Below are 22,469 nucleotides of genomic sequence, written 5' to 3' on the forward strand. Positions count from 1 at the left end.
CGCCGGGGCGGCGGGGGCCGGTGCCGGCGCGGCCGGCTGCGGCACCGGTGCCGGAGCGGCGCCGGTGGTGCCGCTCAGGCCCAGCTTCGCGGAGCAGGCCGGCCATGCGCCCCAGCCCTGGGAGGCGAGGACGTTCTCGGCCACCGCGATCTGCGTCTCGCGGCTCGCGGCGGCCGGGCTGCCGGTGCCGCCGTTGGCGGCCCAGGTGCTCTGCGTGAACTGCAGTCCGCCGTAGTAGCCGTTGCCGGTGTTCGCGGCCCAGTTGCCGCTGGCCTCGCATGCTGCCAGGGCGTCCCAGGTCGAGCCGCTGGCCGCACTCGCCGGTGCAGCCGCGAGACCGACGCCCGTCGCGGCGAGGCCGGCGAAGGCGAGTCCGCCGACGAGGGCGCGGGTTCGGGTGTGGTTCTTCATGTCGTTGCTCCACCGGGGCCGCACTCGTCGTTCCCGACGCCGGCTGCCCACCCCGACCGATCGCGGTCAGTCTGATGGCGTCACCGGGGGCAGCCTCCGCGCCGGTGTCACGGTCGGCCACCATAGGAAACTCTGGCTCGTTATCAAACCGAGACAAATGGTTCTGCCCATCAGTGGTATGTACCCCTCGGCGGAACCTGGGTGTCACGATCGCCGCGCCTGCGGCGATCGGGGTGTACCCGGGTACACGACCTTCCGAGTTCCCTGGCAATCCCGGCCCGACGATGTGCGAGGCGGACGGGAGGCCCGGGACGGACCCGAACCGCGCCTCCCGGCCGTCAGGCCCGCGAGAGCAGCGTCACGGCCTCGAGGTGCCCCGTCTGCGGGAACATGTCGAGCACGCGCGCCCGCCGCAACCGGTACGACGGCATCGCCGCGAGGTCACGCGCGAGTGTGACCGGATTGCAGCTCGAGTACACGACGTGCCGGACGTCCGACGCCTCGAACCACCCCGCGAGCTCGGCACCGATGCCGCGCCGGGGCGGGTTCACGACCACGAGTTCCGGGGTGGCGCCGGGACGAGCGCGGAGGGCGTGCGCCGTGGCGTCGTCCGCGGCGAACCGGACGTCGGCCAGACCCGCTTCACGGACGGACTGCTTGGCGGACACGATCGCCTCCCGGCTCGTCTCGATGCCGGTCACCGCGCGACCCGGCCGGGCCGCGTGCAGGGCGAACCCGCCGACCCCGCAGTACAGGTCCCACATCGACGCCGGGTCGACCTCGTCGATCCACGCGGACGCCTGCGCGTACAGCTGCGTCGCGACGGCCGTGTTCGTCTGGAAGAAGCTCTGCGGGCGCAGGTGCATCGTCACGGAACCGAGGCGCATCGGGAGGGTCTGCTGCTCGGTGAGCACGACCTCCCGGTCCCCCTCCGTGACGGCCTTGTGCTCCGGCAGGAGGTTCGCGGTCACGACGACCGCCTGCGGCAGCACCCGTCGGAGCACGTCGAGGTGGTCGCGGAGGCGCGGGAGCTGTCCCTCCGAGCGGAGGACGAAGCGCACCATGAGCTCGGCGTCGGGCGACTCGGTGACGAGCACGTACTTCAGCTCACCACGGCGCTGGCGGACGTCGTACGGGATGAGCCCGGCGGTCGAGACGAACTCGGCGAGCACCGGGAGCGCCCGCTGGATGCCCGGCGTGCAGATCCCGCAGTGCCGCAGGTCGACGCCGCGCTGACGGTCGTCGAGGATCCCGACGGTGGGGTGCTGCACGGAGCCGCCGACCACCATCTTCGCCTTGTTGCGGTACCCCGACTCCGGACTCGTGACCGCGGGGAGCCACTCGACCGCTCCCGGGCCGCCGGCGGCCTCGACCGCGTCGTGGAGGAGCTCCCGCGTCCGGAGTTCCTTGTCGAGCACCTGGTCGCCGTATGGCTGACCCATGAGGGTGCACGACCGGCACACCCCGCGGTCGAAGTAGTCGCACTGCATGGCCGGGTCAGGATACGTCAGCGGCGGGCGGCGTCCCGGGTCGTGGTCCGGATTCGGTGCACCGAGGTCGTCGCCGTGATGAAGAGGGTCCGGCCGTCGTCGCCGCCGAAGCAGAGGTTCGACACGACCTCGGGGACCGGGACCGTCCCGATCCGGACCCCGTCGGCGGAGCAGACGACCACCCCGAGGGCGGAGGACGACCAGATCCGTCCGGCTTCGTCGACGCGGATGCCGTCCGGCACGCCCTCGTCCGGAGCGAAGCGCACGAGGTCGCGGCCGTTCTTCACCCGCACGGCCGGGGCTCCGGCCGCGTCCGGGTCCACCACGACGTCGTACACGCGGATCACCGGCCGGTCACGGTCCGAGCTCGCGACGTACAGCACGCGCTCGTCGGGCGAGAACGCCAGGCCGTTCGGCTCGTCGACGTCGAGGACGACCGGGCGGAGGTCCTCGCCGGCGGGTCCGCAGCGGAACACCCAGTGGTCGCCGTACTCCCGCACGCCGGGGTGTCCCTCGCGGGGCTGGGTGATGCCGTACGCGGGGTCGGTGAACCAGACGCTGCCGTCCCGGGTGACGACGACGTCGTTCGGGGAGTTGTAGCGGACCCCTCCCCAGGACGACGTGATCGGGGTCACGGTGCCGTCCCGGTCACGCTCGACCCGGCGCAGCCCGTGCGAGCACTGCACCACCGACCCGTCCCGGTCGAGGGTCCGGCCGTTCGTGTACTCCACGTCGTCGGCGTACACCGACACCGTGCCCTCCGCCGCGGACCACTGCATGATCCGGTCGCCGGGGATGTCCGACCAGCGGAGCGTCCGGGTCGCGGGGATCCAGCACGGCCCCTCGGCCCAGGTGCTGCCGGTGTCGAGGGTCTCGAGCGCGGTGGGGTCGGGGACGAGCTCGGCGGTGCGCAGATCGGGCACGGGTCCTCCTCCGGACGCGGACGGTCCCACCACGCTACGGGCGCGCGTCCGTGCGGCACCCAGTCCGTCGCGGCCGATCGGCCGCCGCGGGCACTCAGCGCGCGGCGACCGCTTCGCTCCGCCGGCGCAGGGCCTTCTCGACGGCGGAGATGCCGAGTCCGAGGAGGATCGACGCCACGACCGCCACCACCGTCACGAGGAACGGCTGATCGCGGCTCCAGCTCCCGGTCGCCGCCGCGATCGCGACACAGTACGCGGCCCACACGACGTCGGCGAGCAGGCAGGCGAGCAGGAACCGCCGGGCGTCGAGCCCGCTGTCGGCACCCACGAGGTTCGTGGTGAGCCGGCCCATCGGGATGAACCGGCCGAGGACCGCGATGCGCCCGGGTGCCGACCGGTAGCGCTCGTCGATGGCCTCCCGCGCCTTCCTGACCTTCGGCCGCGTGAACCAGGACTTCGAGCCGAGGTCCGCCGAGCGCGCCAGGTGGTAGAGCCCGAGGTCACCGAGCACCATGCCGGTCGTCGCCGCGACGACGAGGAGGAGCACCGGCAGGAGCCCGCCGTCGCCACCGACCAGGAGCGTGCCGATCGCCACCACCATCGCCTGGCTCGGCAGGAACACCGCGACGCTGCCGACGGCGAGCACGAGACCGACGGCGAGGAACGCCCACGGGGTGCCGACGAGTTGGAGCACCACCTGTTCTGCTGCGTCCACCGGGTCACCCTCCGCGGCACGCGAGATCGGCACCGTCCGTCCGATCATCCCAGATCGGCAGGCCGGGCTGCACCGGACGGATGCGCGGAAGCGATCAGTCTGCTCCGGCTCGGCCCATCCTGTCCGCCCGTACAGGCTCTGCTCATCCGCCTCTCCGTAGGCTGTGAGGAACCAAGAGAGCCGGACTGCAGCCCGACCCCCGAGGAGGTGTCCGCTTGTCCACCGTCCTCATCGCGTTCGGCGTCATCGCACTCGTCGTCCCCGCACTCACCCCCCTGCTCGGGCGCCGCGTCTTCTTCGTCGCAGCCCTCGCACCCGCGGCCGCCGCCGTCCTGACGGTGACGCAGACCCCTGCCGCACTGGGCGGCGGTGTCACGGAGCGGGTGCGGTGGATCCCGCAACTCGCACTGGACCTCGCGTTCCGGGTGGACGCCCTGTCGTGGGTGCTCGCACTGGTCGTCACCGCGGTCGGCGCCCTCGTGCTCGTCTACTGCGCCTCGTACTTCGACGCCGACGAGCCCGGGCTCGGTCGGTTCGCGGGCGTGCTGACCGCGTTCGCCGGGTCGATGTACGGCCTGGTGATCGCCGACGACGTCATCGTGCTGTTCGTCCTGTGGGAGGCCACGACGGTCTTCTCGTACCTGCTCATCGGCCACGACGCCGTGAAGCGGGCCAGTCGCGCAGCGGCCATGCAGGCGCTCGTCGTCACCACCGCGGGCGGGCTCGCGATGCTGGCGGGCCTCGTGGTGATCTCGGTCGCCGCCGGGACGACCTCGCTGTCCGGCATCATCGCCGCGCCCCCGACCGGCACCGCGGTGTCGGTGTCCGTCGTGCTCGTGCTCGTCGGCGCGCTGACGAAGTCCGCGATCGTGCCGTTCCACTTCTGGCTGCCGGCCGCGATGGCCGCGCCGACCCCGGTGAGCGCATACCTGCACGCGGCGGCGATGGTGAAGGCGGGGATCTACCTCGTCGCGCGCCTCGCCCCGGCGTTCGCGCTGCTCGACGGCTGGCGTGAGACGGTCACCGTCCTCGGTGTGCTCGGGATGCTCGTCGGCGGGTACCGGGCGCTCCGGCAGACCGACCTCAAGCTCCTGCTCGCCTACGGCACCGTGGCCCAGCTCGGCTTCCTGCTGCTCGCCGCCGGGTGGGGAGCGCCGGAGATCGCCGTGGGCGGCATCGTGCTGCTCGTGGCGCACGCCACCTTCAAGTCGACGCTGTTCCTGGTCGTCGGGACGGTCGACCACGTCGCCGGCACCCGCGACCTCGGGAAGCTCAGCGGTCTGGGCCGACGCCTCCCCTGGCTGGCCGCGGTCGCCGTGCTCGCGCTCGCGTCGATGTCCGGGATCCCGCCGCTGGTCGGCTTCGTCGCGAAGGAGGCCGTGCTCACCGGCTTCGTCGAGGAGCTGCACGGCACGGACGCGGTGTGGGCCTGGACCGCGCTCGTGGGCATCACCGTCGGCTCGGCCCTGACCGTGGCGTACTCCTGCCGGTTCTTCTGGGGCACCTTCGCCCGCAAGGCCGGGGTCGCGCAGACCGAGCCGCACGCCTTGCACGGGATGGGGGTCGTCCCGTCGCTGCTCGGCGTCACCGGACTCGTGCTCGGCCTCGCGACCCCGTTCGTCGCGCACGGCTTCGAGTCCGCCGCCGAGACCACGCGGCACGGCTCCGGCGAGGTCCCGCACCTGGCCCTCTGGCACGGGCTCGAGCCCGCGCTCGGCCTCTCCGCGCTGACGCTCGTCGCCGGGATCGCGCTGTTCCTCGTCCGCGCCCGGGTCGAGGCCGTGCAGCACCGCTTGGCCGGCTCCCCCTCGGCGTCGGGCACCTACCGCCGCCTGATGCGGGCACTCGACCGGTTCGCGACCTGGCTCACCGCGAGCCTGCAACGCGGCTCGCTGCCGTACTACCTGACGGTGATCCTGTCGGTCTTCGTCGCCGGCGCGCTGCTGAACCTCGTCGTCGGCGGCCCGTGGGAGTTCCACGTCCGCTTCGCCGACACGTGGGGGCAGCTCCCGGTGGCCGTCGTGATGTCGGCCGCAGCGGTGGCCGTGCTCGCCGCGAAGACCCGGTTCGCCGCCGCCGTGCTGGTCGGGGTCACCGGGTACGGGACGTCGATCCTGTTCCTGCTGCACGGCGCCGTCGACCTCGCGTTGACGCAGCTCGTGGTGGAGACCGTCACCCTCATCGCCTTCGTGCTCGTGCTCCGACGCCTGCCCCCGAAGATCGGCACCGCCAACCCGTCGCGCTTCCGGGTCCTCCGGGCGCTGTTCGCCGCCCTCGCCGGCGTCACCCTGGCGACCGTGGTCATCGTCGCCGCCTCGGCCCGTACCGCCCGACCGCTGTGGCCGGACCTGCCCGCGCTGACCAGTTCGTTCGGCCACGGGCTCAACGTCGTCAACGTCGCACTGGTCGACCTCCGCGGATGGGACACGCTCGGCGAGCTCACCGTCGTCGTGGCCGCCGCGACCGGGGTCGCGAGCCTCATCTTCGTGAAGTCACGGGAAGACACCCTGCCCCGCCTGCGGGACATGCCGGCCGGGGTGGCGAACGGCGACGACCGTGCCGACGGGGAACCGCGCGCCTGGCTGCCGACGAGCGCAGCGATCCCCACCGGCCGCTCCGCCCTGCTCGACATCGTCGTCCGGCTGCTGTTCCACGGGCTCGTCGTGCTGTCGCTCTACCTGCTCTTCGCCGGGCACAACTCGGCCGGTGGCGGGTTCGCGGGCGGACTGGTGGCCGGCATCGCCCTGGCCGCCCGGTACCTCGCCGGCGGACCGGCCGAACTCGGCGCGGCGGCCCCGATCCGAGCCGGACGACTCCTCGGGCTCGGCGTCGCCACGGCGGCGGTCACGGCGATCGTCCCGATGGTCGCCGGCAAGGAGGCGCTGTACTCCGAGTTCTTCGAGGCGACCGTCCCCGTGCTCGGGCACGTCGAGTTCGTCACCGCCACGTTCTTCGACATCGGCGTGTACCTCGTCGTCGTCGGACTCGTGCTCGACGTCCTCCGCTCGCTCGGCGCCGAGGTCGACCGCCAGCGCATCGAGGACCGCCGCACACCCGCCGCCGACACCATGGAGGAAACCAACGCATGACCGTCACCCTCGTCCTCGTCATCGCGATGGCCGTGCTCTTCTCGTGCGGCGTCTACCTGCTCCTCGAACGCTCCCTGACCCGGATGCTGCTCGGGTTCCTGCTGCTCGGCAACGCGCTGAACCTGCTGCTCCTGACGATGTCGGGTGCCGCGGGCGACCCGCCGATCGGGAAGTCGGCGGACGGCATCGCCGACCCGCTCCCCCAGGCCTTCGCCCTGACCGCCATCGTCATCACCTTCGCGGTGAGCGCGTTCCTGCTCGCGCTCATCCACCGCTCGTGGCGGCTGTCCCGCGCCGACGAGGTCGAGGTCGACGAGGCCGACGTCGCGATCCGGCAGGACCGCCAGGACCCCGCCGACGACGACCCGGAGCTCGCCGAGGAGGACGACGCCGCATCGCGCGACCCGAAGGCCCCCGAGGACGAGGACGACCCGCACGTCAGCGCTCCCCACGACACCGACCGAGAGCAGGCCCGCCCGTGACCGCCCTCGTCCCGCTCCTCGTCCTCGTCCCGCTCCTCGGGGCAGCCGTCGCCCTCGGGCTGCTCCGGCACCAGCAGCTGCAGCGCGCCATCACGGTCGCGGTGCTCGTCATCGCCGTCGCGGTCGCCGTCACGCTCATGGTGCTCGTCGACCGCCACGGCACGATCGTCGTGCAGGTCGGCGGGTGGCAGGCGCCGTACGGGATCTCGCTCGTGGTCGACCGGCTGAGCGCCCTGCTCCTGACCGTGTCGGCGTCGGTGCTGCTCGTCGTCCTGCTCTTCTCGATCGGCCAGGGTCTGGCGGACGACGACGAGGACGCACCGGTCACGATCTTCTACCCGACGTACCTCGTGCTCGCGGCGGGCGTCCTCGACTCGTTCATCGCCGGCGACCTGTTCAACCTGTACGTGGCGTTCGAGATGCTCCTGGTCGCGAGCTACGTGCTCATCACCGTCGGCGGCAGCGTGCAGCGGGTCCGCGCCGGCACGACCTACATCATCACGAGCCTCATCTCGTCGTCGATCTTCCTCGCCGCCATCGGCCTGGTCTACGGCGCGACCGGCACGGTGAACATCGCCCAGATCAGCGAGCGCGTGGCCGACCTGCCCGACCACGTCCAGCTCCTGCTGCACACCATGCTGCTCATCGGGTTCGGCATCAAGGCAGCGGTCTTCCCGCTCGCGTTCTGGCTGCCGGACTCGTACCCGACCGCCCCGGCCCCGGTGACGGCGGTGTTCGCGGGCCTGCTGACGAAGGTCGGCATCTACGCGATCATCCGGCTGGAGACGATCATCTTCCCCCGGCCCCAGCTGAACACGGTCCTGCTCGTGGTCGCCACGCTGACGATGATCGTCGGCGTGCTCGGCGCGGTGTCGCAGACGGACGTGAAACGGTTGCTGTCGTTCACCCTGATCAGCCACATCGGCTTCATGGTGATGGGCATCGGGCTCGGGTCGGTGGTCGGTACGGCGGCGGCGGTCTTCTACACGGTGCACCACATCGTCGTGCAGACGACACTGTTCCTCGTCTCCGGGCTCATGGAGCGGGTCGGCGGCACGACGTCGACGCGGTCACTCGGCGGTCTCCTCACGGCGGCCCCGCTGCTCGCGGCGCTCTACCTCGTCCCCGCGTTCAACCTGGGCGGGATCCCACCGTTCTCCGGCTTCATCGGCAAGCTCGGCCTGTTCCGCGCGGCAGCCGAGGACGGTTCGCCACTCGCCTACGTGACCATCGGCGCCGGGGTCGTGACGAGCCTCCTGACCCTGTACGCGTTGATGCGCGTCTGGGACGCCGCCTTCTGGCGGCCGAAGCCCGCCGCCGAGGCGGCCGCACCGCACGCCAGCGTCGCCGAGCCGCACGAGCACCTCCGGGCACCCGAGCCCGCCCCGGTCACCGTGCCCGAGGACGCGACGGACGAGCGGACGGGAGGCACGGCCCCCGCCGGCGTGCCCGGCGCGGTCGTCCGCGCCCCGGCCGGGGACGGTTCGGTCGGCACCCTCGACGACCCGACGCGGTCCGACGCCCACAGCACGGGCGACGCCCCGTCCTCCGAGCACGCCCGGTCCTCGCTCCCACGGATGATGGTCGCGGTGACGACGGTCGCCGTCCTCGGCTCGGTCGCCCTGACGGTCGTCGCCGGTCCGCTCTACGGGTACGCGACCCGCGCCGCCGAGTCCCTCGAGTCGCCGGACCGCTACGTGCAGGCCGTGCTCGGAGGTGACGAGCGATGAGCGACGCCCGCCGCTACACGAACGCACGCCGGATGGCCCTGGCCTGGCGGTACGACGTGCCCCTGGTCGCCGGCCTGACCGTGCTGTGGGCGCTGCTCTGGGGCAACTGGACGCCGCTGACCCTGCTCTGCGGGATCGTCGTCGCGCTGCTCGTCACGCAGCTGCTGCCGCTGCCACCGGTCCCGCTGTCCGCACGGTTCTCCGTCCTGCACGTGCTCCGGTTCCTCGTCGTGTGGGCCGGGTACGTCGTCGCGGCGTCGTTCCGGGTCGCCTGGGTCGCCGTCCGGCCGCGAGGGGTGCGGAAGAGCTCGATCGTCCTCGTGCAGTTGCACTCCACCTCGGAGATGACGTTCACGCTGTCGACGATCGCGATCTCGCTCGTCCCCGGTTCCTACGTCATCGACGAGGACCTGCGGCGCCGACGCCTGCTGCTGCACGTGCTCGACACCGAGCGCACCGGACAGGTGGACCACGCCCGTCGAGAAGCGATGACCATCGAGGCGCTCGTCATCAGGGCGATCGGGTCGCAGCAGGACGTGTCCGAGCTGTCCGAGCCGCTGCCGGAGGTGACCCGGTGAGCGCCGCCGTCGTCGTCATGGCCGTCGGGGTCGCCCTCGTGCTCCTGCTGCTCGGCGCGACCCTCGCGCTCGCGGTCGGCCGGATCGTGCGCGGACCGACGATCCTCGACCGGATGATCGGGTCGGACATGGTGCTCACCACCGTGCTGCTCGTCATCGCCGCGGCGATCGTCGTCCGGCAGGACCCCAGCGCGGTCCCCGTGCTCGTCGTCATCGCCGCGACCAGTGTCTTCGCGACCGTCGCCGTCGCGCGGGCCGTCACGCCCTCCACCGACCCCGAGGACGAGGGCATGGACGCCACCACACCGGAGCATGCCGTCCAGGCAGCGGACGAAGCGGCGGTCGCCGGCCAGGCCGACGACGCCGCGGCCGAGGACGACCACGGCCACACCGCAGGAGGCCAGCGATGACCGAGATGACGGACATGCTCCAGGCGTTCCTCGACGACGCCGGGATCCGCGCCTGGATCGCCCTCGCGCTGCTGCTCGTCGGGGCATCGCTGTCCCTGGCCGCGGCGATCGGCATCGTGCGCTTCCCGGACCCGCTGGTCCGGCTGCACGCGATGTCGAAGCCGCAGGTGCTCGGCCTCGCCTGCTGTCTGGCGGCGGTCGTCGTCGCCGTGTGGACGTGGACGGCGCTCTGGGTGGTCCTGCCGGCGATGGTGTTCCAGCTCGCACTCGTGCCGGTGTCGACGCACATGATCGCCCGGGCCGGGCTGCGTTCGGGCGACTACCGGCACGAGGAGCTGCTGGTCGACGACACCGAGGGCTGATCGCCGGCGAACGGGGTGTTCGGACCAGGTGAGGCTCCTGGATCCGTGTGCCCTGCCCGGAAGTCCGGTGACTGCTCGGTCCTCCATCCGCCGCGCTTGTTCCAGGAGGAGTTCGCCTGAGGTGGCTCAGTCGTGCGCGTTTGGCGTCGCGGGTGCTGGGCACCCCTCCGTGCCCGTTCCGAACCGGAGCCAGTCGGGCAGGGCTGCGGTGAAGGCGTCTCGGGTGTCGGAGTCATGCAGCACGGTCCAGTCGACTCGTTGCCCGACTTCGACTTCGTCCTTGTCCCACTCGAACCAGTTGATCATCCGGAGATCAGGGAAGCGGGCCGCGGTGTCGGCGGAGAACACCTGCGACCACCACGCTTGCTTGATCGCTCCCTCGCCTGCCGCATCACCGCGGGGAACCACGAGCGCCGCGGTCTCAGGGACGGCCACGGGCTTCCCGTGCTCGGTGCCGTAGATGCCGTAGAAGTCGGGCACGGCGCTCTGGTCCCCGTCGAGACCGTCGTACTCGCCACTGAGCTTGGCAGCGAACTTCCCCTCCTCCGGCATCTCGTTCTCACCCCAGGGCGGTACTGAGCCCCAGTGGTAGAGGGAGACGCCGACCCAGTCGACCACGTCGTCGCCCGGGTAGTACGGCGCGTAGGGGTCGTCGTGCATCGTCAGGACGCCGTCCCCGTCGGTGTCCAGGAGACCGAAGTCCGCCGTTCCGGCCACGGCTTGGGAGGGGCCGCCGGAGAACGGGTATCCGCCACCCTCGTTCGGTGCCCACATCATCCGGCTGCCCGGCGCCCCGCTGCCCAGCGCGTGAGCGACCCGGCGGAACGTCGCGACGTACTCCTCCGGTTGCTGGCCCCAGGCGTACCAGGAGCCGTTCATCTCGTGGGCGAAGCGGACGATCACGGGCACGCCGGTGCTCTGGATCCGCTCGACGAGCGCGGCGACGTCATCGGCCACGTCGACCGTGACGGCAGGGAGGCCCTGCTGCGGCTCGAGCGTCAACAGGAGCGTTCCGCCCTGGGCCCGCACCTGCTCACCAGCGGCCAGCACGTTCTGACGGTCCTCCTCGCGGAACGGCACGTCCGCGAACGACACAGCGACCGCGGGGTGGTGGCCCAGCAGGCCCGCGTACTCGGCGAGGGTCTGATCGCCCCAATCCGGGTTCACTCCGAACAAGACCCCGACGTCGGGAGCGACGTCTGCATCGGCGTCCACGCGACAGGTCGTCGAAGCGGTGGGCGTGGGTGTCTCCGCGGTGCATCCAGCGAGCAACGCTGCGCCGAAGACGGTCAGGGACATGAGTGCGGCCGAGGGAACCAGGCGACGACGGGAAGAGCGGACCACGATCATCATTCTCCCGGACCACCGACGGCGCCTGCCGTCAGGCCTCGATCACGAGTCGAGTCACCCGACCCCCTCCGACGCGATCCGCCAACCGTGCCGGGTGTGCCGCTCGCAGAACCCCCAGGTGGTCTCCCCCGCCTCCATCCCGACGAGCCCGGACTCCCGGAGGGAGTACTCGAAGCACCGATCGGCGTCGGCAGGAGCCGAGACGTCCCGGAGTCCTCCCCAGGAGTGCATGGTCGGGTCGCCCTCGCCGGTCCACCGGGCCCACAGGCTCGCAGGGCACCAGCTCGTGTCGTCGGGGCTCGACAGCGCCCGCATCCCGTCGCAGTCGCGGCCGACGGCGGCGTCCAGGAAGGCCCGGCCCACCGTGCTCGCCGACGCGCCGGCCAGTGGGAGCGGCGCGGACGGCCCCGACCTCCCGGGGACGGACACGACGACGATCGCGGCGACCAGGACAGCGAGGACGGACCCGAGACCCACGACCGTGATGCGACGCACGGGCTCATCATCGCGACGGCCACGCCGCGAGGGGAAGGCTACCGGCTGAGAACCGGTGCAGGCGCCCCATCCCGCCGCGGTCAGCGCACGCTGTCCCGGCGCGACAGCACCAAGTCCATCGTCCCCGGCGGGACGGTGACGACGGCAGCCAGCACTGGGGCATCCTCCCGACAGGCGCGACGGTACGGTGGCCGTCATGGGCGGGCGCCGATCAGCGGGTGAGCGACTGCGAGCGTGGTGGCGCGCCGCGAACGCCGTCCCGGTCCCGAGTGTGGCGGCACCGGGACGTGCTGCAGTCCCGTACCCGCGATTCGAGCGCCGGGCACAGCGCGTCTTCGCGAAGGGTGAGGAGTACCTGCTCCGCGAGATCGTCGAGTCCGCCGCCGCGCAGCACCGAGTGGCGGCGCCGGGCGACCTGTCGTTCGACGTCCCCTGGATCGTCCAACCGCAGCGAGCCCGGTCCGCGATGTCCGACGACACGAAGGGCCACGGGGTGACGGCCGCGCAGATGCAGGAGGTCGTGGACTGGCTGGTCCACGAGGGGGCGCTCCGACCGCTCACCGATGCGCACCGGGACGAGCTCGTGCAGTCCGGCATCGCGGCTCGGCTCCGGTGTACCGCTCAGGGCTGGCCGCCGACTTCCGGGCCCCCCGGGTACGCGGAAGCCGTCGAGCAGTCGTACCGTGAGTCCGACCGGGACACCTGGGTCGTCGTGCCTGCGGTGATGCTGGCGGTCTACCCGCACCTCGCGGATGCGACTCCAGCCTGGCGACGCGTCGCCGAACGACCGGACCGGCCAGGGGCATCGGCCTGAGCCGCCCGGGCCGCGGCGTCGCCGGTGCTCAGCGCACGCTGACCCGACGGGACAGCACCAGGTTCGCCACCGCGGCCAGCACGACCACGGCCGCCGAGATCGCCGGGAACGCCATCGCAGCGGGCGTACCGGCACGCTCCGCGACCTCACCGACCACGGCCGAGGCGATCGACTGCCCGACGATGACCGCCGACCCGAGGACCGTCATGGTCGTCGCCGAGCGGCCCACCGGCGAGCGGTCGGACCCGAGGCTGTACTGCGTGACGAGGGTCGGCCCGATGCCGATGCCCATCACCGCGAGGACGATCCCGACCGCGAGCACGGAGTCCGCGGTCGCGAAGACGATCGCCGAGCCCAGGAGCACGGCGCCGAACACCAGCCACCGCCAGCCGAGCCGGAAGGCCCGCGGGAACGCCGCCGACCCGAGCGCGAGCCCGGCCGAGCCGATGCCCATCAGCCCGTAGAGCAGGCCGGCGCGCGACGACCCGCCGTGGTCGGCCATGAACGCGGTCAGCGAGGTCAGGGTCGACCCGAAGAAGAACCCGATGCCGAGGATGCCGACGACCACGACCACCAGACGGGGCCGGAGGAGCTCCCGGGCCGGCGCGGGACGGGGGTCGGACGCGGGCGCGATCGTGAGCCGACCGGTGGGGTGCAGCGCGAACGCCGTCACGAAGACGAAGGTCAGCACCGAGGCCCCGGCCACGGCGACCCACGGCGCGATCGCGCTCGCGAGGACACCGACCAGGAACGGCCCGACGATGAAGACGGTCTCGTCGGCCGCGGACTCGTAGGCCATCGTGCCGCTGAGGACCCGCTCGTGCCGCTTCGGGTCCATGCGGTTGCGGATGATCGCGACCAGCCGGGTACGCGACATCGGCGCGACCTGCGGTGCGCTCGCACCGATGAGGAAGGACATCGCGAGGACGGCGAGGTCCGGCGCGGCGCTCTGCACGACGAACGGGAGCGCCCCGAGCAGCACCGCGTTGGCGAGCCCGACGGGGACGAGCACCGCCCGCTGGCCGTACTTGTCCGCAGCGGCGCCGACGAGCGGACCGAACAGCGCCGAGCCGATGCCGACGGACGCGGAGTTGACGCCACCGAGGGCGACCGAGTCGCGAGCGGCGACCACGAGGGTCAGGACGCCGACGACCATCATCGCGAACGGGAGCCGCGCGATGAAGGCGATGGGGAAGTAGGACCGCCCGGCGAGGGTGATCAGGGACGCGCTGGTGGAACGCGGTTGGAGCATGGTGGGGGTGTGCCTTCTCGGCCCGCCCCTGTCAGGCGGACCCATCGGGTGCCGCCGCTGTCCGCCGGGGTGCCGGCGTCCGGTAGATACACGGTTGTTGCTGGATTGCCTGTCCAGGGTACCCGCCGGACGGGAGGCGCGTTCCGGGCTGGTGCCCAGCCTCCCGTCCGGCGGTCCCTGCGGTCAGCCGCGCCGGCCGGCGCGTGCCGCGAAGGCGTCGAGCGCCTGGAGGACGTCGTCACTGCGGTAGACGCGCGACCGCAGTGAGTACTCCGACTTCGCCTGCAGCACCCCGGCCGACGTGAGCGTGTCGAGGGCACGGTAGACGTTCACGGAAGGTCCGAGTTCCACCCCCAGCGTGGCCGCGGTGACGACAGGTTGGCGCGCGACCACCTCGAGGACGCGCCAGACGGCGGAGTCCGACCGGGACCGGACGGTGTCCCGCCAACGCTCCCGAACCGCGTGCACATCCGCGACCAGGACGGTCGCGTTGTCCACCGCTCGGAAGCAGGCCTCCGCGGTGGCCGTGACGATCGCGGCGACGTCCCCCGCGCGGTAGGCGTCGAGTGCCGCGTGGTAGCCGGCCGTGTCGGTCAGCAGGCCGGCGGAGACCGGGATGGTGACGTTCCTGGTCAGCCCGGTCCCCCGGAACATCGCCTGCATCAACGCGCGGCCGGTGCGGCCGTTGCCGTCCGTGAACGGGTGGATCGTCTCGAACTGTGCGTGCGTCACGGCGACCTGGACGAGCCGGGGCAGGTCGGACCGGCGGGCGAACCGCATGACGTCGTCGACGAGGCCGGGCACGCGGTCAGCGCGTGGAGCCACGAAGTCGGCACCCCGCGGGCTGTCCGCCGCACGACCGATCCACACCGGTTCGTCCCGCCAGGTGCCCGCGTCGTGGTGTGGGTCGCCCTCGAGGAGCGCAGCGTGCATCGCCAGGACCGTCTCCGGCGTGAGGTCGGCCGCCAGCTCGAGTGCCGCCTGCATCGCTCGCGTGTTCGCGACGATCTGCGCGGCGTTCTGACGGGACGAGTCCCCCAGTTCCGCGGTGAAGATCGCTCGCGCGCTCGCCGTGAGGTGTTCGATCTGCGAGGACGCCGCTGCCTCGGACCGCAGCAGCAGTGGTGCGAACGCCGCGATCTCGCCACCGAGGCCCGCATCGAAGCGGACGAGTGCCTCGGTCGCTTCGTCGACGATCGCTGCGGTCGCGGACGGGACCACCGGATCCAGGTCGGCGATCAGCGGCGGGACGGCTGCTCGGTAGGGGTGACCAGTGGTGGACCGTCGGCTGGCGGCGATGCCGAACGACGCGTAGCGGGACTCGAACCAGAGTTCCTCGGAACCGATCGCGGGCCATCCCATGCCGACCTCCTGTCACCCTGACGCCTTATCGTTGACACTTAGACTACCAAGTGTCGAACTCGGGGCGCGCTGGTGACACTTCGGCACCGGGCGGGACGGCCCGCGTCGGATCAGGAGACCTCGCCGGCGCGGGCACCCGCCCACAGGTCGACGTCGGCGATGCCGACGGTGTGCTCGTCGATGGTGCGGAGCTCCTCGTCGGAGAACGTCGTGTTCGCGAGCGCCGCGACGTTGTCCTCGAGCTGCTCGACGCGCGACGCCCCGATGACGAGCGAGGTCACGCGCTCGTCACGGAGGGCCCAGGCGAGCGCGAGCTGCGCCATGCTCTGCCCACGCGCCTCCGCGACGGCGTTCAACGCGTTCAGGTGCTCGACGACCTCCGGGGTGATCGTCGACGGGTCGAGCGACTTCCCCGCTGCGGCCCGGCTGCCGTCGGGCACGCCGTTCAGGTACTTGCCGGTGAGGAGCCCCTGCGCGAGGGCGGTGAACCCGATCACGCCGAAGCCGAGTTCCCCGGCGGCGTCGAGCAGTCCCTCGGTCTCGATCCAGCGGTTGAGCATCGAGTACGAGGGCTGGTGGATGAGCAGCGGCGTGCCGAGGTCCCGGAGGATCGCGGCGGCCTGGCGGGTGCGGTCGGCGTCGTACGAGGAGATGCCGACGTAGAGCGCCTTGCCCTGCTGGACGGCGGTGTGCAGGGCGCCCATCGTCTCCTCGAGCGGCGTGGACGCGTCGAGCCGGTGCGAGTAGAAGACGTCGACGTAGTCGAGGCCGGTCCGGCGCAGCGACTGGTCGAGCGAGGCGAGCACGTACTTGCGGGAACCGCCACCCTGGCCGTACGGGCCGGGCCACATGTCCCAGCCGGCCTTCGTCGAGATCACCATCTCGTCGCGGTACGGGGCGAAGTCCTCGCGCATGAGCCGGCCGAAGTTGACCTCCGCGGCACCGTACGGCGGGCCGTAGTTGTTCGCGAGGTCGTGGTGGGTGATGCCGAGGTCGAACGCCCGGCGGCTGACGGCGCGCTGCGTCTCGAAGGGCACGTCGTCGCCGAAGTTGTGCCAGTAGCCGAGGCTCAGCAGCGGCAGGTCGAGGCCGGAGTGGCCGGTGCGGCGGTACGTCATCGAGTCGTAGCGGTCGTCGGCAGCGATGTAGGTCATGGACCCGAGCCTGCCACGGCGCTACCGTGATGCCCACCGACGAAGGGACCCGCCATGGCAGCACGCGACGAGACCTCGGACAGCACCTTCACCGAGGAGGAGCGCGCCGCGATGCGCGAGCACGCGGCCGAGGTGAAGGCCAGTCGCAAGCGCGGGACCTCCAAGGCCGAGAAGGCCGCCCTCGACGCGCAGGCCGTGCTCGACAAGATCGCCGCGATGCCCGAGCCGGACCGCGGCCTGGCGGAGCGGATCCACCGGATCGCGCTCGAGGTCGCTCCGGACCTCGCGCCGAAGCTCTGGTACGGGATGCCGGCCTACGCGAAGGACGGCTCGGTGGTCTTCTTCTTCCAGGACGCTGCGAAGTTCGGGGCGCGGTACTCCACCCTCGGGTTCCAGGACGCGGCGGCGCTCGACGACGGGTCGTTCTGGCCGACGTCGTTCGCGGTGACGCCGGAGTTCTCGCTCGACGACGAGCGGACCGTCGCCGAGCTCATCAGGCGCGCGGTCGGCTGAGCCCGTACTCGGCCCGGCGGAGCACCGGGATCCGCGGCATCGCCCAGTCCGCCCAGACGAGCCGTGCCGCCGGTGCCACGGCGAGCGCCCACAGCACCGAGGCGACCGTGTCCGTCGGGAAGTGCACCGCGTCGATCGTGAGCGCGAGCACGACCACGATGACGACGACCGAGCCGAGCACCACCGCGAGTCGGTGCCACCGCGTGTCCCGGAGCACCCACGCCAGGGCGATCACGAACGCGACGACGAAGACGGTGTGCCCGCTCGGGTACGAGGGGTCCGGCTGCGTCGCGAAGGGGTGCGGGAGCGCGGACGTGTCAGGACGGGGCCGCTGCACGAACTCCTTCACGAGGTCGGACGGCACCCAGGTGATCGCCACCGTCCCCGCGAACCCCGCCGCCGGCCGCACGTCCCGACGGACGAGCCAGACGACGCCCGTGACCACGATCGTGATGCCGATCGCCGGCACCGGGCTGATGACGTGGTAGACCGCCGTCGTGACCGCCCCGAGCGCACCGACGTGCAGCGCGTTGAGCGCCCGCGCGAGCCCGAGGTCGACGTCCCCGAGCACGAAGCCGACGATCGTGATGAGGACCACCGCGCCGACCGCGATCGCGATGGTGCTGAGCGGATGGGGCGTCGGGACGAGGATGCCGCGCTGCGCGGGCTTCCGGCGGGCAGGCGTCACGAGCGGCGCATCGGTCATCCGGCCATGCTCCCAGTCGACCGACCGGGCCGAGCCGGGAGACCAGCGGGCGGAGATCAGAGAGCGCTCAGCCCGCACCGTCCGGGCGTGACACCGCGCTGAGGCGTCAGCCCCCGAGCACGAGCCGCCGCACCTGCGCCGCTGCCCCGAGTGCCACCGCGTCCGCCCCGAGCACCGACTGCTCCACGCGGATCGCCGCCCCGCTGACCGGGGGCTCGGCCGCGAGCGCCGCCGTGACGGCCGGTTCGAGGAGGTCCCACGACCGGGCGACCCCGCCGCCGATGACGACGGTCGTCACGTCGAGGATGCCGACGGTGAGCAGCACGGCCCGGGCGATGCCCCACCCCGCGGTCGCGAACACGTCCTGCGCGTCCCGGTCACCCGTGCGCGCCGCCGTGGCGACCTCGTGCGTCCCGATCCGGCGACCGGTGCGCTCGGCGTACCGGTCGGCGATGCCCCGGGCACCGGCGACGGTCTCGAGGTGCCCGCGCGCCCCGCAGGTGCAGACGGTGTCACCGAAGCCGGGGACGTGGCCGATCTCCCCCGCGGCGCCGTGCGGTCCGCCGAACAGCGTCCCACCCAGGACGAGCGCGCCGCCCACCCCGGTGCCGAGCGTCATGCCGAGGACGTCGGGCTCCCCGGCGACCGCCCCCGCGGCGACCTCGCCGAGCAGGAACGCGTTCACGTCGTTGTCGAGGGTCGCCGGGACCCCGAGCCGTGCGGCGACGGCGGCGGTGACGCCGTAACCGGCCCAACCGGTGAACGAGTTCGCGGTCACGAGCACGGTGCCCGTGGTCGGATCGACGACACCGGCGGCGCCCACCCCGACCCCCGCCAAGGAGGCCCGGTGCCGGTCGAGCAGGGACCGCACCGCCGCCTCGGCCGCGTCGAGGATCGCGTCCCCACCGTCGTGCGCGGGGGTCGGCAGGTCGATGCGGTCGAGGACCCCGAGGTCGGGGGTGGCGAGGAGCACCTTCGTGTTCGTCCCGCCGACGTCGATGCCGGCGAGGACCGCGCCCGTCACGGTGCCACCGCAGCGAGGGAGGCCAGGCGCTCGGCCCGGCGCTGCCGTTGCACCACCGGGTCGGGGACGGGCACCGCGGCGAGCAACCGTCGCGTGTAGTCGGTGGTCGGGTGCAGGAGCGTCGACGTGGTGGGCCCCTGTTCCTCCACGGCACCGGCCCGCATCACGACGACGCGCTCGGCGAACTGCTGCACGACGGCGAGGTCGTGCGAGACGAACAGGCACGCGAAGCCGAGGTCGCCCTGCAGCTCGGTGAGGACCTCGAGCACGGCCTCCTGCACGCTGACGTCGAGCGCACTGGTCGGTTCGTCGGCGACGAGCAGCCGTGGGTCGAGCACGAGCGCCCGGGCGAGGCTGACCCGCTGACGTTGCCCGCCGGAGAGCTCCCGCGGGGCCCGTGTCGCGAGGGAGCGCGGCAGCCGGACGGCGTCGAGCACCTCGTCCACCCGGCGGCGTCGGTCGGCCGAGGACGTCCCGCGGCGATGGACGGCGAGTGGTTCGGCGATGCAGTCGGCGACGGACATGCGCGGGTCGAGCGAGGCGACCGGGTCCTGCAGGACGACCCCGATGCCGGACCGGAGCGCGCGGCGGTCGCGGCCCCGGGTGCGGCGGAGGTCGGACCCGAACAGCCGGACGCTGCCGGCGGTGGGTCGGACGAGGCCGAGGGCGACGCGGGCCGCGGTCGACTTGCCGGAGCCGGACTCGCCGACCAGACCGACGGTCTCCCCCGCGTGGACCTCGACGTCGATGCCGCGGAGGGCGTGCACGGCGCGGGCGCCGCGGCCGAAGGTGACCGACACGTCGCGCAGGTCGACCACCGGGGTGCGGTCGGGCCTCCCGTCCGTTGGCGGGGCAGCGTCGGGCACGCGAGACGCCTCGGTGACCTCGGCGCGCCGCGGTTCTCGGCGGCGTGTGGACGACCCGGCGGCGTCCTGCGCCGACGCCGCCGTCTCGAGCCGCGGCACCGCGGCGAGCAGCCGCTCGGTGTACTCGTGCTGCGGGCGGAGGAGCACGTCCTCGACGCCGCCGGTCTCGACGATCCGTCCCCGCAGCATCACCGCGACCCGGTCGGCGAAGTCGGCGACGACGCCCATGTTGTGGGTGACGAGGAGCACGCCGGTGCCGGTGTCGGCGGCGAGCGCCCGGAGGAGTTCCAGGATCTCGGCCTGCACCGTGACGTCGAGCGCGGTGGTCGGCTCGTCGGCGATGAGGAGCGCCGGCTCGTTCGCGATCGCCATCGCGATGACGACGCGCTGCCGCTGCCCGCCGGAGAGCTGGAACGGGAAGGCCTTCGCGCGTTCCTCCGGCGACGGGATGCCGACGCGGCGGAGCAGGTCGACGGCCTGGCGGGCGGCGTCCTGCGCGGAGACCTGCCGGTGGTTCCGGATGACCTCGGCGATCTGCGCGCCCACCCGGGTGAGCGGGTCGAGTGCGGTCGCGGGCTCCTGGAACACCATCGAGACGGTCTTCCCCCGCAGCCCGCGGAGGGCCGTCTCGGCGGCGCCGACGACCTGGTGCCCGTCGACGACGGCGCTGCCGGTGACGGTCGCGTTGCCGGAGAGCAGCCCCATCGCGGCGAGCGCCACGGTGGACTTGCCGGAGCCGGACTCGCCGACGAGCGCGAGGGTCTCGCCGGGTGCCACGGTCAGGGACACGCCCTGCACGGCGTGCACGTCACCGGACTCGGTGCGGAAGTGCACGCCGAGGTCCTCGACGGCCAGGATCGGTTCGGTGGCGGTCATCCGCGGCCCTTCACGTCGAATGCGTCCCGGAGTCCGTCGCCGACCGCGTTCAGGGCGCAGACGACGAGGATCACGGCGAGTCCCGGCGGCACGATGAGCCACCAGCGACCGGAGTAGGCGGCGGTGAGGCCCGCCGAGAGCATGCCGCCCCAGTCCGTGGCCGGCGGCTGCACGCCGAGCCCCAGGTAGGAGACGTAGGCGACCAGGAGGATCGCGTCCGCCACCTGGAAGGTCGCGGCCACGACGATCGTCGAGACCGAGTTCGGCAGCAGGTGCCGACCGATCGCGCGGGCGTGCGAGCCGCCGATCGCGCGGAGGGTGAGCACGAAGTCGCGGTTCTTCAGCGTCAGCGTCTCGGCACGGATGAGCCGGGAGGGCACGAGCCAGGACACGAACCCGAGGATCACGACGAGCCCCCACACGCCGGGGGTCGTGATCGCCGAGATGACGAGGAGGATGAACAGGGCCGGGATCGCGATGCCGGCGTCGACCACGCGCATCATCGTCGCGTCGACCCAGCCGCCGACGTACCCGGCGACCGAGCCCCAGAGCGTGCCGACGACCGTCGCCAGGAGACCCGCGGCGATGCCGACGAGCAGCGACACCTTGCCCCCGTACATCAGCCGGCCGAGCACGTCGTGCCCGACGGCGTCGGTGCCGAGCAGGTGGCCGCCGCCCGGGCGCTGGTTCGCCTGTTCGAGCATCGTGTGGGTCTGGTCGGTCGGGTACAGGAACGGCCCGACGAAGCAGAACAGCACGATGAGGACGAGCACGACCAGGCCGATCACGGCGAGGGTGTTGTGGCGGAACCGGCGCGCGGCGAGCCGGAAGCCGGTGGCGGCGGCCGTGACGGGGGCGCCGGGGGTCTCGGGCGCGAGCTGGACGGTGGTCATGCGCGGCCTGCCTTCACACGGGGGTCGATGAGGGACTGGGCGACGTCCGCGAGCAGCGTGCCGATGACGGTCGCGACGGAGATCACGAGGACGCAGCCGAGCAGGGTCGGGTAGTCCGAGGTCTGGGCGGCGTTCCAGAACAGCAGCCCCATGCCGGGGTAGTTGAACAGCTGTTCGGTGACGAGCGCGCCGCCGAACAGCACCGGCAGGTAGTAGCCGAGCATCGCGACCACGGGGGTCAGCGAGTTCCGGAACACGTGCCGCCGCAGGATCGTCGCCGTCGACGAGCCTCCGGCGCGCGCGGTGCGGACGTAGTCCTCCTGCAGGTTCTCCAGCGTCGCGGCTCGCATGTACCGGCTGAAGACGGCGATCATCGCGAGGGCGCCGGTGAGCACGGGCAGGACGAGTCCGGCCGGCTGCTGGAACACCTCGGCGAGGGTCGTGCCGCTCGGCGCCTGGGACGGCAGCCACGGCAGCTGCTGGCTGAACACGACGATGAGCACGAGCCCGAGGAAGAACGCGGGCGTCGAGTAGAACACGAAGGCGAGTGCGGTGGCGGCGTAGTCGATCGCACCGTTGCGTCGGGCTGCCTGCCACATGCCGACCGGGATGGCGACGACGAGCCCGAGCACCGCCGACAGGCCGGTCAGTACGAGGGTCTTCGGGATGCGCTCCTGGATGAGCTGCGACACCGGTTCGTTGAGCGTGTACGAGGTGCCGAGGTCGCCGGTGAGCAGCCGCCCGAGGAAGCGGAGGTACTGCACGGGGAGCGCCTGGTCGAGTCCCTGCGCCTGGTTGAACGCGGCGATCTGCGCGGGGGTGGCCGCGACGCCGAGCACGCCGCGGGCGGGTCCGCCGGGCAGCGCGTGCAGCAGGCAGAACACGACGATCGTGACGATGAGCACCACCGCGAGCGCCTGGAGGACGCGGCGGGTGAGGTAGAGGGCAGTGGTCATGCTGCTTCCGTCGTCGGG

General features: G+C 72.5%; 22 protein-coding genes. 8 read left to right on the forward strand and 14 right to left on the reverse strand.

Features of this window, described 5'->3' with window-relative positions; all coding sequences use genetic code 11:
* The 4 genes from DEI95_RS05170 to DEI95_RS05185 all read right to left on the reverse strand — a co-directional run.
* The coding region (locus DEI95_RS05170) for a transglycosylase family protein (protein WP_146243600.1) at positions 1–411 on the reverse strand (411 nt) is incomplete at its 3' end.
* 338 nt (positions 412–749) lie between these two features.
* The gene (gene rlmC / locus DEI95_RS05175) at positions 750–1,901 is read right to left on the reverse strand and encodes a 23S rRNA (uracil(747)-C(5))-methyltransferase RlmC (RefSeq protein WP_111059601.1); all 1,152 of its coding nucleotides are present in this window, start codon (positions 1,899–1,901) and stop codon (positions 750–752) included.
* Between the two features lie 17 nt (positions 1,902–1,918).
* Complete coding sequence (locus tag DEI95_RS05180) at positions 1,919–2,824, reverse strand: SMP-30/gluconolactonase/LRE family protein (RefSeq protein WP_258367470.1); 906 nt, start codon at positions 2,822–2,824, stop codon at positions 1,919–1,921.
* Positions 2,825–2,918: 94 nt separating this feature from the next.
* Positions 2,919–3,539 (reverse strand): DedA family protein, encoded by a 621-nt coding sequence (locus DEI95_RS05185; protein ID WP_181419504.1) that lies wholly within the window; start codon positions 3,537–3,539, stop codon positions 2,919–2,921.
* Positions 3,540–3,754: 215 nt separating this feature from the next.
* On the opposite strand from DEI95_RS05185, the gene DEI95_RS05190 reads away from it, so the two are divergent.
* The 6 genes from DEI95_RS05190 to mnhG are packed head-to-tail and all read left to right on the forward strand — an operon-like array spanning position 3,755 to position 10,190.
* Positions 3,755–6,628, forward strand: a complete 2,874-nt coding sequence (locus DEI95_RS05190) for a Na+/H+ antiporter subunit A (protein WP_111059603.1) — start codon at positions 3,755–3,757, stop codon at positions 6,626–6,628.
* A complete protein-coding gene (locus tag DEI95_RS05195) occupies positions 6,625–7,110 on the forward strand; it encodes a Na(+)/H(+) antiporter subunit C (protein ID WP_111059604.1) in 486 nt (161 codons plus the stop codon). The genes DEI95_RS05190 and DEI95_RS05195 overlap by 4 nt, the downstream gene beginning before the upstream one ends.
* Entirely contained in the window at positions 7,107–8,840 is a 1,734-nt protein-coding gene (locus DEI95_RS05200; RefSeq protein ID WP_111059605.1) for a Na+/H+ antiporter subunit D, read from the forward strand. Before DEI95_RS05195 ends, DEI95_RS05200 begins: the two co-directional genes overlap by 4 nt.
* Entirely contained in the window at positions 8,837–9,418 is a 582-nt protein-coding gene (locus DEI95_RS05205; RefSeq protein ID WP_111059606.1) for a Na+/H+ antiporter subunit E, read from the forward strand. Before DEI95_RS05200 ends, DEI95_RS05205 begins: the two co-directional genes overlap by 4 nt.
* Positions 9,415–9,828 (forward strand): hypothetical protein, encoded by a 414-nt coding sequence (locus tag DEI95_RS05210; RefSeq protein WP_111059607.1) that lies wholly within the window; start codon positions 9,415–9,417, stop codon positions 9,826–9,828. The genes DEI95_RS05205 and DEI95_RS05210 overlap by 4 nt, the downstream gene beginning before the upstream one ends.
* Complete coding sequence (mnhG, locus tag DEI95_RS05215; RefSeq protein WP_110825610.1) at positions 9,825–10,190, forward strand: monovalent cation/H(+) antiporter subunit G; 366 nt, start codon at positions 9,825–9,827, stop codon at positions 10,188–10,190. Before DEI95_RS05210 ends, mnhG begins: the two co-directional genes overlap by 4 nt.
* Positions 10,191–10,316: 126 nt before the next feature.
* Here mnhG and DEI95_RS05220 read toward each other — a convergent pair whose 3' ends face one another.
* Positions 10,317–11,405 (reverse strand): glycoside hydrolase family 26 protein, encoded by a 1,089-nt coding sequence (locus DEI95_RS05220; RefSeq protein ID WP_258367471.1) that lies wholly within the window; start codon positions 11,403–11,405, stop codon positions 10,317–10,319.
* Between the two features lie 189 nt (positions 11,406–11,594).
* Complete coding sequence (locus tag DEI95_RS05225) at positions 11,595–12,035, reverse strand: hypothetical protein (protein ID WP_111059609.1); 441 nt, start codon at positions 12,033–12,035, stop codon at positions 11,595–11,597.
* 196 nt (positions 12,036–12,231) lie between these two features.
* Here DEI95_RS05225 and DEI95_RS05230 point away from each other — a divergent pair, with 196 nt between their 5' ends.
* Entirely contained in the window at positions 12,232–12,849 is a 618-nt protein-coding gene (locus tag DEI95_RS05230) for a hypothetical protein (protein ID WP_111059610.1), read from the forward strand.
* 28 nt (positions 12,850–12,877) lie between these two features.
* Here DEI95_RS05230 and DEI95_RS05235 read toward each other — a convergent pair whose 3' ends face one another.
* The 3 genes from DEI95_RS05235 to mgrA all read right to left on the reverse strand — a co-directional run bounded on the left by DEI95_RS05235 (position 12,878) and on the right by mgrA (position 16,617).
* On the reverse strand, positions 12,878–14,101 hold the full coding sequence (locus DEI95_RS05235) for an MFS transporter (RefSeq protein WP_220036622.1): 1,224 nt from the start codon (positions 14,099–14,101) through the stop codon (positions 12,878–12,880).
* A 183-nt stretch (positions 14,102–14,284) separates the two neighbouring features.
* Positions 14,285–15,463, reverse strand: coding sequence for a Fic family protein (locus tag DEI95_RS05240; protein ID WP_111059612.1), 1,179 nt, complete (start codon positions 15,461–15,463; stop codon positions 14,285–14,287).
* 110 nt (positions 15,464–15,573) lie between these two features.
* On the reverse strand, positions 15,574–16,617 hold the full coding sequence (gene mgrA, locus DEI95_RS05245; RefSeq protein WP_110825616.1) for an L-glyceraldehyde 3-phosphate reductase: 1,044 nt from the start codon (positions 16,615–16,617) through the stop codon (positions 15,574–15,576).
* Positions 16,618–16,671: 54 nt separating this feature from the next.
* Between mgrA and DEI95_RS05250 the strand changes: the two genes are divergently transcribed.
* On the forward strand, positions 16,672–17,130 hold the full coding sequence (locus tag DEI95_RS05250; protein WP_111059613.1) for an iron chaperone: 459 nt from the start codon (positions 16,672–16,674) through the stop codon (positions 17,128–17,130).
* On the opposite strand, the gene DEI95_RS05255 is transcribed toward DEI95_RS05250, so the two are convergent.
* The 5 genes from DEI95_RS05255 to DEI95_RS05275 form a co-directional block, all read right to left on the reverse strand.
* Positions 17,111–17,836: a phosphatase PAP2 family protein gene (locus tag DEI95_RS05255; protein WP_111059614.1), complete on the reverse strand. Its 726-nt coding sequence runs from the start codon at positions 17,834–17,836 to the stop codon at positions 17,111–17,113. The two genes, DEI95_RS05250 and DEI95_RS05255, sit on opposite strands and share 20 nt — an antisense overlap.
* Before the next feature lie 106 nt (positions 17,837–17,942).
* The gene (locus DEI95_RS05260) at positions 17,943–18,860 is read right to left on the reverse strand and encodes an ROK family protein (RefSeq protein ID WP_111059615.1); all 918 of its coding nucleotides are present in this window, start codon (positions 18,858–18,860) and stop codon (positions 17,943–17,945) included.
* Positions 18,857–20,602 (reverse strand): ABC transporter ATP-binding protein, encoded by a 1,746-nt coding sequence (locus tag DEI95_RS05265; RefSeq protein WP_111059616.1) that lies wholly within the window; start codon positions 20,600–20,602, stop codon positions 18,857–18,859. Before DEI95_RS05265 ends, DEI95_RS05260 begins: the two co-directional genes overlap by 4 nt.
* The gene (locus tag DEI95_RS05270; protein ID WP_110825621.1) at positions 20,599–21,495 is read right to left on the reverse strand and encodes an ABC transporter permease; all 897 of its coding nucleotides are present in this window, start codon (positions 21,493–21,495) and stop codon (positions 20,599–20,601) included. The genes DEI95_RS05265 and DEI95_RS05270 overlap by 4 nt, the downstream gene beginning before the upstream one ends.
* A complete protein-coding gene (locus tag DEI95_RS05275) occupies positions 21,492–22,451 on the reverse strand; it encodes an ABC transporter permease (protein WP_110825622.1) in 960 nt (319 codons plus the stop codon). The genes DEI95_RS05270 and DEI95_RS05275 overlap by 4 nt, the downstream gene beginning before the upstream one ends.
* Positions 22,452–22,469 lie beyond the last annotated feature (18 nt).

The sequence above is a fragment of the Curtobacterium sp. MCBD17_008 genome (genome assembly GCF_003234475.1).
GTDB lineage: Bacteria > Actinomycetota > Actinomycetes > Actinomycetales > Microbacteriaceae > Curtobacterium.